General features: G+C 36.8%; 18 protein-coding genes and 1 riboswitch. Of the genes, 9 read left to right on the forward strand and 9 right to left on the reverse strand.

All coding sequences use genetic code 11. The annotated features are described in order from the left end of the window. Positions 1 to 2: 2 nt before the first annotated feature. Positions 3 to 614, reverse strand: a complete 612-nt coding sequence (locus MKX82_RS26305; protein WP_233315033.1) for a polysaccharide deacetylase family protein — start codon at positions 612 to 614, stop codon at positions 3 to 5. 162 nt (positions 615 to 776) lie between these two features. On the opposite strand from MKX82_RS26305, the gene MKX82_RS26310 reads away from it, so the two are divergent. Next, positions 777 to 1,757, forward strand: a complete 981-nt coding sequence (locus MKX82_RS26310; protein ID WP_233315032.1) for a CgeB family protein — start codon at positions 777 to 779, stop codon at positions 1,755 to 1,757. A 180-nt stretch (positions 1,758 to 1,937) separates the two neighbouring features. Beyond that, positions 1,938 to 2,414, forward strand: a complete 477-nt coding sequence (locus MKX82_RS26315) for a hypothetical protein (protein ID WP_341081299.1) — start codon at positions 1,938 to 1,940, stop codon at positions 2,412 to 2,414. A gap of 70 nt (positions 2,415 to 2,484) precedes the next feature. On the opposite strand, the gene MKX82_RS26320 is transcribed toward MKX82_RS26315, so the two are convergent. Next, on the reverse strand, positions 2,485 to 2,949 hold the full coding sequence (locus tag MKX82_RS26320; protein WP_233315030.1) for a C40 family peptidase: 465 nt from the start codon (positions 2,947 to 2,949) through the stop codon (positions 2,485 to 2,487). 241 nt (positions 2,950 to 3,190) lie between these two features. Next, positions 3,191 to 4,021: a methyl-accepting chemotaxis protein gene (locus MKX82_RS26325; protein WP_341081303.1), complete on the reverse strand. Its 831-nt coding sequence runs from the start codon at positions 4,019 to 4,021 to the stop codon at positions 3,191 to 3,193. 117 nt (positions 4,022 to 4,138) lie between these two features. Beyond that, positions 4,139 to 4,220: riboswitch (cyclic di-GMP riboswitch) on the reverse strand. 174 nt (positions 4,221 to 4,394) lie between these two features. Here MKX82_RS26325 and MKX82_RS26330 point away from each other — a divergent pair. Beyond that, the gene (locus tag MKX82_RS26330; protein WP_341081305.1) at positions 4,395 to 4,748 is read left to right on the forward strand and encodes a VOC family protein; all 354 of its coding nucleotides are present in this window, start codon (positions 4,395 to 4,397) and stop codon (positions 4,746 to 4,748) included. A gap of 29 nt (positions 4,749 to 4,777) precedes the next feature. On the opposite strand, the gene MKX82_RS26335 is transcribed toward MKX82_RS26330, so the two are convergent. Then, positions 4,778 to 4,933: a hypothetical protein gene (locus MKX82_RS26335; protein WP_237942964.1), complete on the reverse strand. Its 156-nt coding sequence runs from the start codon at positions 4,931 to 4,933 to the stop codon at positions 4,778 to 4,780. A gap of 127 nt (positions 4,934 to 5,060) precedes the next feature. On the opposite strand from MKX82_RS26335, the gene MKX82_RS26340 reads away from it, so the two are divergent. The 4 genes from MKX82_RS26340 to MKX82_RS26355 all read left to right on the forward strand — a co-directional run bounded on the left by MKX82_RS26340 (position 5,061) and on the right by MKX82_RS26355 (position 8,411). After that, positions 5,061 to 5,765: a response regulator transcription factor gene (locus tag MKX82_RS26340; RefSeq protein ID WP_341081306.1), complete on the forward strand. Its 705-nt coding sequence runs from the start codon at positions 5,061 to 5,063 to the stop codon at positions 5,763 to 5,765. Beyond that, on the forward strand, positions 5,719 to 6,696 hold the full coding sequence (locus tag MKX82_RS26345) for a sensor histidine kinase (RefSeq protein ID WP_341081308.1): 978 nt from the start codon (positions 5,719 to 5,721) through the stop codon (positions 6,694 to 6,696). Before MKX82_RS26340 ends, MKX82_RS26345 begins: the two co-directional genes overlap by 47 nt. A gap of 67 nt (positions 6,697 to 6,763) precedes the next feature. Continuing rightward, positions 6,764 to 7,687, forward strand: a complete 924-nt coding sequence (locus MKX82_RS26350; RefSeq protein WP_341081311.1) for an ABC transporter ATP-binding protein — start codon at positions 6,764 to 6,766, stop codon at positions 7,685 to 7,687. Beyond that, positions 7,680 to 8,411, forward strand: coding sequence for an ABC transporter permease (locus tag MKX82_RS26355; protein WP_233315023.1), 732 nt, complete (start codon positions 7,680 to 7,682; stop codon positions 8,409 to 8,411). The genes MKX82_RS26350 and MKX82_RS26355 overlap by 8 nt, the downstream gene beginning before the upstream one ends. Before the next feature lie 35 nt (positions 8,412 to 8,446). On the opposite strand, the gene MKX82_RS26360 is transcribed toward MKX82_RS26355, so the two are convergent. The 4 genes from MKX82_RS26360 to MKX82_RS26375 form a co-directional block, all read right to left on the reverse strand. Continuing rightward, complete coding sequence (locus MKX82_RS26360; RefSeq protein WP_341081315.1) at positions 8,447 to 8,818, reverse strand: PH domain-containing protein; 372 nt, start codon at positions 8,816 to 8,818, stop codon at positions 8,447 to 8,449. A gap of 139 nt (positions 8,819 to 8,957) precedes the next feature. Beyond that, entirely contained in the window at positions 8,958 to 10,049 is a 1,092-nt protein-coding gene (locus MKX82_RS26365) for a low temperature requirement protein A (protein ID WP_233315021.1), read from the reverse strand. A 196-nt stretch (positions 10,050 to 10,245) separates the two neighbouring features. Continuing rightward, the gene (locus MKX82_RS26370; RefSeq protein ID WP_341081319.1) at positions 10,246 to 11,442 is read right to left on the reverse strand and encodes a DUF4085 family protein; all 1,197 of its coding nucleotides are present in this window, start codon (positions 11,440 to 11,442) and stop codon (positions 10,246 to 10,248) included. Between the two features lie 18 nt (positions 11,443 to 11,460). Next, positions 11,461 to 11,958 (reverse strand): VOC family protein, encoded by a 498-nt coding sequence (locus tag MKX82_RS26375; RefSeq protein WP_341081322.1) that lies wholly within the window; start codon positions 11,956 to 11,958, stop codon positions 11,461 to 11,463. Positions 11,959 to 12,336: 378 nt separating this feature from the next. Between MKX82_RS26375 and MKX82_RS26380 the strand changes: the two genes are divergently transcribed. Further along, positions 12,337 to 12,654: a winged helix-turn-helix transcriptional regulator gene (locus MKX82_RS26380; RefSeq protein WP_233315019.1), complete on the forward strand. Its 318-nt coding sequence runs from the start codon at positions 12,337 to 12,339 to the stop codon at positions 12,652 to 12,654. 73 nt (positions 12,655 to 12,727) lie between these two features. Then, positions 12,728 to 13,363 (forward strand): NAD(P)H-dependent oxidoreductase, encoded by a 636-nt coding sequence (locus tag MKX82_RS26385; RefSeq protein WP_233315018.1) that lies wholly within the window; start codon positions 12,728 to 12,730, stop codon positions 13,361 to 13,363. Positions 13,364 to 13,410: 47 nt separating this feature from the next. On the opposite strand, the gene aroQ is transcribed toward MKX82_RS26385, so the two are convergent. Next, positions 13,411 to 13,854, reverse strand: coding sequence for a type II 3-dehydroquinate dehydratase (aroQ, locus tag MKX82_RS26390; RefSeq protein WP_233315017.1), 444 nt, complete (start codon positions 13,852 to 13,854; stop codon positions 13,411 to 13,413). Between the last annotated feature and the right edge of the window lie 3 nt (positions 13,855 to 13,857).

The following is a 13,857-nucleotide window of genomic DNA, read 5'->3' on the forward strand; positions in this document are numbered from 1 at the left end:
ACTTATGTTTTTATGTTATAAATTTTATAAAAGTACTCTTGCATTGTTAAAAACTCATAGCCTTTTTCTCGCAAATTTTCAATTATCCTAGGCAATGCTTGCACTGTCCTTTCCCTAGGCCCTCCTCCATCATGCATGAGAACAATTTTATTTTCTTTCCCGGCTCTGATACCTTCCATCACACGTTCTTCAATTTGGTCTTCCTGAGATAAATCCCAATCATTTGTATCAATATCCCATAATACTGGTATTAGTCCAAGTTCATGTATAGTCCGGTAAATCTCCTCATTAATCGCTCCATACGGCGGTCGAAAGAACTTTACATCTTGATTGGCAGTTTTCTTGAGCTCCAGATTAAGAATTTCAATTTCTTCTAACAAAACATTCCTTGATATTTTAGTAATGTCTGGATGGTTCATTGTATGGTTTGCCACCGTATGCCCATCCTTCACTATCGCTTGAAGAATTCCAGGATATTTGTCTAGACTTTCACCTAGGATAAAGAAAGTTGCTTTTACTTGAAGTGTTTTAAGGATTTGAAGAATCTCCAGTGTATAGGGTGATGGTCCATCATCAAATGTTAAAGCGATAAAACGTTTAGAGTCAGCTTCCACAATTATCCCCTTTCTTTTGCAAAATAGTTTATATATAAAATATGCCAAATTGTTATCAATGTTTTTCCCATTTGTACCATATCTAAATTTATTTCATACAAGCCGTTTCATGTTTGTCCATCTTTTCATATATTAATAAAAAATTGCTGGTGGTGACTCCTTTTGAGAATACTCTTTATTGATAGTAATGAACTTTTAATGTATGGGTTAGCAGCCGGGTTCAGGGATGCGGGTCATGAAGTTTTGGTTTCAGGAAAAATAGACGAAAAGACAATTCCTAATTTAATTGCGAGCTTCCGGCCTCAGCTTATTTTTACTGAGGGATGGTCTGAAGAAAATGATAGTCCTTGGAAGCAGAAATTAATAAGTTCACAAGTGAAGGCTTCGGGAATACCACATATATATTGGGCTGTAGAGGATCCCCATTTCACACTTGACTTTACTCTTCCTCTGATCGCTAGAATGAAGCCAGACTTTATTTTCACCTTAAGTACAAGTTTAGTGGATTTCTACAAGAAACTAAAAATACCTGCTGCTCATCTTGATTTCGGCTTTGAGCCCAGCATTCATTATCCTGTTTCTAATGCTCAAAATATCTATGATATTGTAGTGGTGGCAAACGCCTATCCTCATATTCTTACAGAAGCTCCTGAGCATTATCGGAATAAATCCCTGCAAACTCTGATAAAACCATTAGTTGAGGAAGGTATCCGCATTGACTTTTGGGGAGCAGATTGGGATAAAATGGGCAATGTACTTGGCGTAAATATCCCAAATGATTGGATTCATGGTTATTTACCATATAGAGATGCTTATAAAGTGTACAATAGTGCAAAAATAATCATCGGACCGCAAAATTACAAATCACAGGTTACGCAACGTACGTATGAGATTTTAGGATCTGGAGGCTTCTTAATCACTTCTGACACTCCGGGGGTTAGAGAATTATTCACAGCCGGAAAAGATTTGGTTGTATCTTCTAACAAGCAGCAAACGCTTAGTTTAGTCGACTATTATTTGAACCATCCAGAAGAAAGAACAAAAATCAAAATACAAGGACATAAAACTGTTTCTAATCACTCCTATGAGAAAAGAGCTAAACAAGCTATCCAAACACTGATTAAAGAAGGAATAATTAAATAATCCTAACTCCCTCTTGTCGGTAGGTTTTCGCATTACAAAGACAGAATAACGCTCTCTCACTGAAATGTATGTATACACACTCCATATAGAAAGCTGTGAGGTCATGTATCTGTCCTTTTTGATTTTTATTGGAATGAAATAGCTCCGTAGTAAATAGCTTTATAGCAGGAGGTGTTTCCATTGCTAAAAATCTTTAAAAAACGGTGGATACTCTTTGATCAAGCGGTCAGCCCTTATAAGCCGTATGTAACGGTTGATTATGGCGTCACTTCCGTATCACCTAGAGATATCATAGGCTTAAGCCATACACCAAAGGAGATTAAAAATGATGAGAAGCTGATTGAACTAAAGAAATCTGTTGAAACAAAAGGCTGGGATGATAAATTGCTTGCTGATTTACACTTAGTCCGTCTTCCTAATGGGAAGTATGCTGCTGCCGGGGAAGGAAATCATCTATCTTACCTTTCCGATCAGTTAGATATTCCAAAAATAAAAGCCAATGTTTCGATCCTCATTCCAGAAGAATATATCCCAGAAAATATAAAAGCAGAGATGGAAGAGTACACAAATAAAGAATATTTGTTTGAAAAACGGTCTTCTACACTGCTTTCTCTTGCTAAATTTCTAAATTTACTCCCTAAGGAAGAAAAAGAGTAACCACTTTCCATTAAAAGTCTCTATAAAAAAACAGAGCATCCTGTGGCTGCTCTGTTTGATGATTTATGTTTTAAATACGCTTTGCACTGTAGTATTTAGATTTCCAATAGCTGTTGCTTAAACTTGTAATTGTTACGCCTTTAGTAGAATCTGCATGAATAAATTTATTGTCACCTATGTAAATACCGACATGGGAAGCGCCCTTTTTATAGGTTTGGAAAAATACCATATCTCCCTTTTTCAGCTTGCTTTTAGAGACTTTTTGACCTTTTTTGTATAGGTCCGCGGTAGTTCTTGGCAAGCTTTTGCCTGCTTTTTTAAACGCATAGTTAACAAAGCCTGAGCAATCAAAACCAGCTTTTGTCGTGCCGCCCCATTTATATTTTGTTCCTATTACCTTTTTGCCTTCTTTAACTGCTTTATCCTTATAGGAAGCAGAAGCAGCCTCTACCTTTCCTGAATCAAGTGGAGACGGAATAAATACTCCTGCGAGTAAACTTAAACTTGCCAATACTGCGATAATGGCCTTCTTCATGATGGTAACCTCCAAAATTATGTGTTTTCCATTGGCTATGTATCTCGACGTTTTAACTATCTTAGTATATCAATATATTCAGAAAAATATAGTGAATTCTCATTACACTTTCATTAAGAAATATTACGAGTATTACAAATTTCGCTAGTTTTTGAAATGATAGAGGAATATTAAGGAAGGGTTGCCAATTCTAAAAAAATAACCGCCTAAAAAGGCGGTTATACTTTTGTAAGAAAGTAGTTTAGACTCTATTATTTAAACCTTCAAACTCGTTCATTTTCCCACAAATCTCTGATTGCGTGGAACTTACTACTTCTTGAGAGTTTTTGGTGACTTCACTAACCTTATTTACCTCTGTTGCTATATTTTCAATATTACTGTTGATTTTTTTAATAGCGTCTTCCACATTTCCAGCTAGTTTCCTTACTTCTGTTGCAACCACATTAAAACCACGTCCATGCTCGCCTGCTCGGGCAGCTTCAATTCCTGCATTTAATGCGAGTATATTGGTTTGTAAAGATATATTTTGAATGGATTTAGACAGTCCTCTAATTAAATCTGTTTGTTCCTGTAAGGATTGAATCGCCTGCATATTCTCCTTAGCGTTATCACTGACTATTTCACCTAGATCTAAGGAAAGATTCTTTAATAAGGAAACAAGCTCTAATGTTTTGTTTTCACGCTCTGTAATATCTGTAGCTATTTTGAGTACTGCTGCTGCTTCCCCATTATCGTTTAATACAGGAATATAGGTGGCTTCCAGCCATAATAAATTTCCGCTTCTGCCAACTCGTTGGATTTTCTCCTGGAACTTAGTGCCTTTTCTTAAGTTTTCCCATAAAAGTGCATATTCCCTGCTGCTTTGCAATTCTTGTGTGCAAAACTGCTTATGAAGCATGTCTTTCAATGCATGCACACTATATCCAAGTGTATTTGCAAAATGTTCGTTTGCCCAAATGACCTTACCAGTCAAATCAAATTCAACAATTGCCAAATTAGATTCTAGTGCTGCTAATACAGAGTTGGCTTCTAACACTTGAGTACTTTTGTTGATTTCTCCAGTTGTGTTCAAGTTCGTTCTTCCTTTTTCTATTTAGTTTTTAATTACAATTTTTAGAGATACTACTAGTTCCGTACAGCTTTAATATTTATTAATCACAGTCTCTTCAATTTATATCGTTATTCTCCCTTCGGTAACCCAGCCATCGTAGAATTTCCTTAGACCTGTGGTTTTGCGTCCTTATCTTTCAACAAGTTTGCCTTTTTCTAGAGTTTGATTCTACTTCTAATTAATTTCCAGCTACTATTTATAACGGCTGTAATTCAATGTTTGAAATAGGAAATTACTCCTATATTTTATCCTATTAAAGGATGAGAACTTGATAATGTGGAAGTAAAACTACTAAGCAGTTTTTTTAGAGGAGTATTATTGAAGGAGGGGTAGAATGACCAGGCCTATAAAAAATCATGTGGGAACTATCTTTATCCCTGTTAGCGATATTGAAAAAGCAAAAGATTGGTACTGTGACTTTTTAGGTTTGCCTGCAAATGGTGAAATCTTGTTTAATCATCTGTATGTATTGCCAATGGAAGGAACAGGCATTGTGCTGGACAGCAAAATATACGCAACAGGAAACATTATTAATACACCATTATTTCATTTTAATACAGAAGATATTAAGGCAGCATATGCGTACTCAGAAAAAAAACAAATTGAGTTAGTTACCACCATTCAACATGAACATTATTTCACTTTCAAAGACCCAGATGGAAATCATTTAATGGTTTGTAAATGTTAAATAAGAAGAGATCAGGTTAGCTGATCTCTTCAAACGGAGTTATTTGTAACAGGATTTGAGCTGCTTACTTTCTTTACTACAAAAACGAGGGCGATAAAGCCCATGAAACATGTTGCTGCGCCAACACCCATTAAGCCTAAAACAAAGGCAGCTATACACCAAATGAATTCTTTAAAGACCCTCACCTTCCTCCTAATACTCTGGTCTTGATACATATGCTTTATCTGCGTATAATTTATAGCAAACTCCAAATATGGAATTTTTTGGAGGAAAAACAAATGACAATTAGTAAATATAGAAAGAAGTGATCTTGTGACTACTCATAAGGCAATAATTATCGATGATGATACAGAGCTTTGCAAACTGCTTCAGAATTGTCTTGCCACAGCTGGCACTGTAGCAGATGTTGCTCATACTGCTTCGAACGGCATATCCCTCTTCCTTAACGGCCATTATCATGTTGCGATACTTGACGTGATGCTCCCTGATATTAATGGCTTTAGTTTATTAGAACAGATTAGGCAAAACAGCAATATTCCCATTTTAATGCTGACAGCTAAAGGTGATGAGACAGATAAAGTGAAAGGCTTGCAGCTTGGTGCAGACGATTATTTAACAAAGCCCTTTGGTATTCGAGAGTTTCTGGCCAGAATTGAATCTTTAATCAGGAGAAATACCATTTTAAACGCTCATGATTCGAAGGCTCTTAATAGTAAATTAACCTTTCCTACTATTACTATCGATGCAGACAATCGCTCTGTTTTCATAGATAGTGAGTTTGTGAAACTGACAGCAAAGGAGTTTGACTTGCTGTATTTTTTGGCTTGTAACAAAGGCAGAATCTTCACAAAAAGCCAGTTATACAATCAAGTCTGGCATGATGAATATGCTTTTGATGATAACAATATCATGTCCTTTATTAGTAAATTACGAAAAAAAATTGAGAATCCCGCCAAAGGCCTCTTATTTATTGAAACTATTCGCGGAGTTGGTTATCGGTTTAATCATCATGGTTAATATTTTATCTATTATTTTTTCTGTTATTTTGCTGCTCATTGTTATTTTCCTATTCATTTACATACGTAGTATAAAAAAAGAGCTGAACGATATTACCCTTGTAGTCGATGAGATGGCACAAGGAAATATGGACAGGCGTATCGTTATTGCTGAAAATTCCATTGCTGCAGAGTTAAGCTATAAAATAAACGAAGTTGTTATTAATGCGAAGAGTGAAATTGTCCACCATAAACAATCTGAAAAAGCATACCGGCAGTTGGTTACAAGCTTGTCCCATGATATAAGAACTCCTTTAGCCTCTTTAACCGGCTATCTTGAAGCAATACAACTAGGTTTAGTTAATGATAGTGATAAAGACCATTATTTGAAGACATCCTTATCTAAAGCGCATGACCTCCATCATTTCATTGATACTCTGTTTGAATGGCTGAAGCTGGAATCAGGTGAACAGCTATACCAACTGGATGAAGTGGAGATATTTGAATATACAAGAACAATAGTGGCTGACTGGATTCCTCAGCTGGAGGATGCTGGCATGGACTATGTTATTTCTATTCCAGAAGAAGTGCAGTATATGATAACAGATAAGACAGCATGGAAACGTATATTAGACAATCTCTTGCAAAATGTATTAAATCATAGTTCTGCTTCCTCTCTGTTCATACATATTTACATAAAAAACAGTATTGTCTATGCGGAAATACGAGATAATGGGATTGGAATTGCTGAATCTCATTTACCACATATTTTTGATAGGCTTTATAAAGGAAATTCTGCTCGTGGTGTGAAAGGCAACGGACTTGGCCTAGCTATCGTGAAGGAACTAGTTAAAGGAATCGGAGGAAAGATAACCGTTGAGAGCGCTCTAAAGCAAGGTACAGCCTTTTTTATGTACCTGCCTTTACATCTCCCTTCAAGCAAACAAGAATAATTCAAGTTAACGGCAAGGTTTAAGCAAGGTTAGCCTGTTATTCTTGTAAGGAAAGGAGCTGAATGATTTGAACGATTATATTATTCAAACGAAAAATCTGACAAAAAAATATGGAAACAATACAGTGGTCGACGGTGTACATATAAATGTACGGCGAGGACATGTTTACGGTCTGCTAGGAAGGAATGGTGCAGGCAAAACGACAATAATGAAAATGTTATTAGGATTATCCTCCATATCTGCTGGTGAAGTTCACTTGTTCGGGCAACCACTTAATAAGAATCAAAGTAAGCTGTACCCAAGGATTGGGTCTATTGTAGAAATTCCAGGCTTTTATCCTAATCTCACTGGAACGGAAAATCTGCAGATATTTGCTAGGTTGAGAGGAACGATAAAAAAAGACGCAGTAAAGCGTGCCCTTGAAACAGTGGACCTTCCTTATAATGACAGCAAAAAGTTTGCAGCCTATTCTTTAGGAATGAAACAGCGGCTTGGGATAGCAAACGCCCTTCTTAATGATCCGGAATTATTGATTTTAGACGAACCAACAAACGGTCTGGATCCAATTGGAATTGCAGAAATTCGTGCTTTCATCCGCAGCTTAAGTACAGAGTATGGAAAAACGATTCTTATATCCAGCCATATTCTTTCAGAAATTGCCTTAATGGCAGATGATATCGGCATTATTGACAAAGGTGTTCTACTAGAAGAAAGCACAATGGCAGAGCTTGAAAAGAAGAACAATAAGTATATTCGTGTTTGTGTTTCATCTCAATCACAGGCAGCACATGTTCTTGAACACAGCCTTGCTATTTCCGACTATTCCGTCGAAGCAGACAACTCTATTCGAATTTACGATACTACTGTAAATCCTGAAGAACTAAATAAGCGCTTAGTAACAGCTGGTGTGGGTGTTTCTACTATTCAAATATGCAATGATAATCTAGAAGAATACTTCAAAAAAATTACAGGGGGTGCAGGCATTGCTTAATGTTCTTGCTGCAGAATGCATGAAGCTTCGTCGCAATAAACTAATGCTAGTTTGCACTTGTCTCGCTCTTCTCCTGCCATGCCTGCTCATTGCAGATGACCTTTACCAGTACAAAGGCACAACACCTGATGATCCTGTTATGACTTGGCTCTTTAGCCAATCCTTATTGTGTCAGTTAATTATTTACCCAATCTTGAGCTCCTTTTTACTGACATTTCTGATTCAAAAAGAATATAGTGACCATACAATGATCAATACGATGACCGCACCTGTTAAACGTGAAAAATTTCTGGCTGGAAAGATAATTGTTTGGGCTGTGTGGCATATGATAATAACCCTGCTTTATCTTGGCATTATTCTTGCTGGAGCTTACTTCTTATATGGCAGTCAGTCTTCGAGCGAATCTGTCCCTGAAATGATAGAAATGGTGGGAAAAACCGGAGTATACAACTTTTGCACACTCACTCCTGTCATTTGGATAGCTGTTATGCAAAGGAAAACCTTCTACCCTTCTTTGCTATGTTCCCTTATTTTCAGTGCGATTGGATTTGCTGGATTATACTGGCCGGAAACACTAAGCAGCATCGTACCGTGGTCTGCGGTTGCATTGTTAACCGCTCCAGGAGTAAACGTGTTTTTCGGTATAGCGTATGCTTCTATAAGCATATGTGCAATTGTTGGCCTATTTATGTCCTTCTATTCCTTCAAGAATCAGGAGTTATAAGGTTAATTGGCGGGGAAAAAGAGCATTTCTCCGCTTTAGTTACTGACTTTCATATGAGGACATTTGCTAGAAAGAACTTTTATGAACATTTCCCTTTTCTCCGGTGAGATAAGAACAGAGCTGTATTTATCGTAGAAGATTTCAATTCGCTGTAAGGATAAGGCGGGGCTTGATAAGGGATTTCTTGTTTTCTTAAGAGATTGTATACGATGGAGCGGTATGTTCGTCTGGAATGGTCCATATTTAATTATTAAGCTGTCGTCTGTGATGACATAATAAGTAGCCAGCCAAAACCACAGCATAATTAGTGGTAAAATAATGGCGCCAAGCAAAACGATTATGACACATATATACTGAATGGTTTTACCATAAGTCCATATATGCCACTGCCTATTGCAAAAATACATGCTCCCCAAATAATAACGGTTAACCACCAGTCTTTTTTTGACTTAAACTTCACTGAAGTCACCTCCGAGAAAAGTTAGTTTATTTATTCTTATAGACTGCAGAAATCGCAGTCTATAAGAATAGGTATCACGCTTTTTCTTAAGTTGTTGTCAGCTTTGCATAAACAATAAAAAAGAATGTTAATTCCACTACTATTACTATTGACGAAACAGGAACAAGTAAATTAAAAATAAAGAACACTGCCAGCATGCCTAAAAACAAACCTAAGTGATAGATTTTTAGACGATGATGCACATGTCTGTACTGATGGAAAACAAATGTTGTCGAAAAGAAGTACAGCAAGACAGATCCGAAGGTGAAATATAAGCTAAAATGATAGTCAATCTCATGTAAAACCATCAGTCTGATGGATGCAGCAATTGCACTTAATGACATAAGTATAAATAGATGACCATAAATGATTGTTTGACCGGCAGTTTGGATGGATTTATCTACTTTCTTCTCGACGTTATCAAAATACTGCCACCACATCGCAATAATCAGTAAAAATGCTCCAATCGCAAAACTGATTGATTCCCAATCTCCTTGAGTAGGCTGAATGACTGCCAATGTACTGACAAGTGACTCACCAAAGAGGATAATTGTAAATAAACCGAAACGCTCTAAAAGATGCCCTGTGTCTGTAGGTACTTTAACTAAATATTTACGGCCTAATATCGGCACAATTATATCGATAAGAATTCCTGCATACAGGATGGCATAACGAATCCACGACTCGAAAAACAGTGACAATAACGAAACGGCTATTCCTATCCAGAAATATCTTCCGAAAAATTGTGCTGCCAGCTTCCGGTCTCCCTCTTCAATCCGTTGCACGACCAAATATTGAACAGCTGTTACAGCTCTTAAGCCAATATACCCGATTAAGAAGGACAGATAATACGGATCAAAATCTACCGATAAGCTTGAAGTCATAAGTAACGCAAAAAACATTTGTAGAATTAAAAAGATTCGCTGATGAAACGCATCCTGTCCGAAGCGGTTAACAAACATCGTTTGTCCTACCCATGCCCACCAAATCGGCACAAATATCAGCACAAATTTAAACAAATATTCTGTATGTATATGTCCGTCTTCCACATGTAGCAAAACATGTGTAGCGACCGCAACAGATGCAACAAACAGTAAATCATAAAAAAGCTCTAACCATGTCACTTTCTTTTCATGCAATTTAGAATTCCTCCTCATTCCCCTTAAAATATAATTTTTCTTTTTTATGTAAGATTCAGAATATTCCCCTGATATTCAGATAAAGAATGCTCTACAGCTTATTTTAACAGAATAAGCAACGTATAAATAGGTAATATATTGTTTTCACCTCCTTCCAAAACTACAAAAAAACTGCCAAAAGGCAGCCTCAGAAGTTTTACAGAAGAAGGGACTGATATTTCCTGCTTACTTCATCTGTTAATATATCTTTTTCATAAAAATATGTTAGATAGACACTTAACAGCATTTCATTTTCTTCTGTAATTTCCACTTGTAATAATAACGAATTGATTAAATCCAGATGTTTTTCAGGGTTATGATAAATGGTATTCCAAGCACGAACTTGCATTTCTATACTGCCTTCTAAGATTGCTGCTTCCAATTCTTCTACTGCCAGCGGTTCATTAGACTGACTGTCCGGATCTTCATAAATATCGGTATAAAGAAAATCAGCTAGATGGTATTCAGCTAAGCTATATTGTGATTGGCTGTTTTTTGATGTGATAATGATCTTATTTTTTTCGAATTCAACCTTGCCATTTACGAGTTGAACGTTGTCTGTAAATGACTGAATAGGTGAGAGTATGTCTTGTGTAATCAGCCAATATGAATGCTCTCCGTTCAGCTGCTTCACGAAGTCATTCCATGCTAAATCTTCCAGCTTTTCCTCCGCTCTAAATTGCGTGTAAATACTTGGGCGATAATAACATGCCGCATTTATTTTCTCCATATGAATAGTCCATTCTGTTTCAGGACAGTCAAGCAGCACACGTAAAGCAAAACCATCTTTCGTTTTCTTTAACTCACTGTATAGCATATATTGTCCTGCCATAATCATACAAGGATCTTCTTCTGCTGTAATATTTTCAAAATGGAAGTGTATATAAGAAGCTGTATAAAAACCTCCTTCTGTATTAACAAAAAGATGCAACTCATTTCCCTTCCGTTCCAACCGCTCTACCGCAAAATCATGTATTCCTGCTGCAAAAACCGCTTGTGCTGTTGAAGATAGTGATGCAGCGGCTTCAGTTGTTTGCATATAGGCAGCATCTAAAATATCTTCAAATTTCTCTTCTTGCTCCTTTATCCATTGCAAATAATCAGCACGGACTGTTGCAGGCAGATCAGGCTGATTTAATGTGCCATCTTCCAAATAAGGTAGAAACAACTTTGGCAAAACTTCCTGTAATTCTGCTTTCACATCCTCCAGTTCATCTTTTAAAGCTGTATGTATATCTTCGCCCTCTTCTTTTGCTTCCGATAACACCATTCCCCATTCCTCATCGGTTTCATTTATCGGCAGTAGATTACATTGGGTAAAAGCTTTTTTTGCCTCCAATGTAAGATTCCACATAGTTAACAACTCCTCGTTTTATTGTGTATAAGCATCCTCTAATACACTTAAGTCAATTTTTTTCATTTTCATCACTGCATTCATTACTCGCTGTGATTTGTCCGGGTCAGGATCTGCTATCATATCATTCAAACTTACTGGGACTATTTGCCAGGATACACCAAAACGGTCCTTCAGCCACCCGCACACTTGGGCCTTCTCAGCGCCGCCTTCTGACAGCTTAGTCCAATAATAATCAAGCTCCTCTTGTGTTGCACAATGAACAATAAATGAAATGGCTTCCGTGAATTTATGTGTGCTGCCACCGTTTAATGCGACGAATTCCTGCCCTTCGATAGTAAAGCTTATCGTCATTACATCTCCCTCGGAAATCCCGCTGATTATTTGACGCTGTTTACCGTAACGTGTAATTTTGCCAATGGAAGAGTTGTTAAAAATCGACGTATAGTGCCTCACCGCATCTTCTGCCTCTGTATTAAACCAAAGATTTGCTGTGATTTTTTGAATAGTAGACATGAGTACGCTCCTGACAAGTTTAATTTATTGCTGTTAACTCTTCCTACGTATTTTTGCATGGTAAAGTTTCATTTCAGCAAGGAACTCAAACCAATTGATTATAATTTTATTATGTAAACAAGAATTCAAAATCTTTAGTTAGCAAATCGCACTCAAAAACTTCAGCTCTATTGCTTTCTAACTTTTTCATTACTAACTAAGACAGATATTACTCTCCTATACTCTGCATCATTTTTGCACGCTTTCATGTACTGTTTTTACTTTTCTTAGTTACTATAATGTTAATTTGTTAAATTCCTCACAAATATTAGTTATAATATAAATATAAAAAATCATAATAAATAACGAAGAAATCTATCTTGAAGGAGATATATGTTAATGAACGAACAGCATCAATTAGGCCCTAAAGTGGAAAAAAGCTTTGAACTTATCGGAAAAAGATGGACGGGCTTAATTATTTATGTTTTGTTAAGCGGACCTAAGCGCTTTAGTGAGATACACAAAATCATACCGGATTTAAGCAAACGCATGCTTACGGAACGAATGAAGGAATTAGAGGATCATGGAGTAGTGATTCGGCATATTATCACCGAAAGGCCAGTGCGAGCAGAATACTTATTGACAGAAAAAGGGTTAGAATTAGGAAAGATTCTTGGTCCGATAAGCCAATGGGGTGAAAGTTGGATGAGTGACTAGTTAGCAACAAAATTGCATGCAGATGGAAAGTAAATAAATGACGAAACTTTTATCGACGAAAAAGGAGCAGAAAATGGCTAATATACTATATATCACAGCTAATCCCTATGATGAGACAACATCCTATAGTATGGCAGTAGGACGAGAATTTATCGAAGCTTATAAAGCATTACATCCAGAGGATCATATTGTTCACCTAGACTTATACGAAGCAGATATCCCCTATTTAGATAGAGATGTATTTAACGGCTGGGAAAAACTAAAAGCAGGCACCCCTTTCGAACAGCTTTCCAATATTGAAAGACTAAAAACAGGCCGTCTTGCAGAGTTAGGAGGACAATTCTTATTGGCGGATAAATATGTTTTTGTGAACCCTATGTGGAATTTCTCCATTCCTGCCGTTATGAAAACATATATCGATGCCGTGACTGTATCAGGAAAAACCTTCAAGTACACAAAAGAAGGTTCTGTAGGGCTGTTAAAAGGTAAAAAAGCATTCCATATTCAATCGAGCGGTGATATTTACACGCATGGCTCTGAAGCTAAGAATGAAATGAGCAATCGCTATTTAGAGGTTATGATGAATTTCTTCGAAGTATCCTCTTTTGAAAGTATTATTATTGAGGGACAGCAGCGATTTCCTGAAAAAGCAGAGGAAATTAAAGCAAAGGCTATTATTCAAGCACAAGAGGCCGCTGCCAATTTTTAAATAAGCATATAAAAAAGGCCAGATATCAACATATCTGGCCTTTTCATTTATTTTTGGCTTGCTGCTACCGCTGCACGAATACCGAGCACATAGCTTTCTTCTCCGAATCCAGAAATTTGACCTGTTGCAATATCTGCAAAAACAGATGTATGACGGAATTCTTCACGTGAATGGATATTAGACATATGAATTTCTACTACAGGTACAGTCAATATAGCTAATGCATCTCTAATTGCGTAGCTGTAATGTGTCCATGCTCCTGCGTTTAACACAACACCATCTATACCATTTAGGAATGCTTCATGAATCTTCTCAACCATTTCCCCTTCATGGTTTGTTTGATATGTTTCAACTTCAATTTGCAGCTCATCTGCTAATTTTTGAATATTGCTGTTGATTTCCTCTAATGTAATTGTGCCGTATTGCTTCGGGTCACGTTTACCGAACATATTATGGTTGACGCCGTGTAACATAAGGAATTTTTTGCTCATTGT

Origin of the sequence: Niallia sp. FSL R7-0271 (assembly GCF_038005785.1) — a bacterium.
In the GTDB taxonomy this organism is placed as follows: domain Bacteria; phylum Bacillota; class Bacilli; order Bacillales; family Cytobacillaceae; genus Niallia.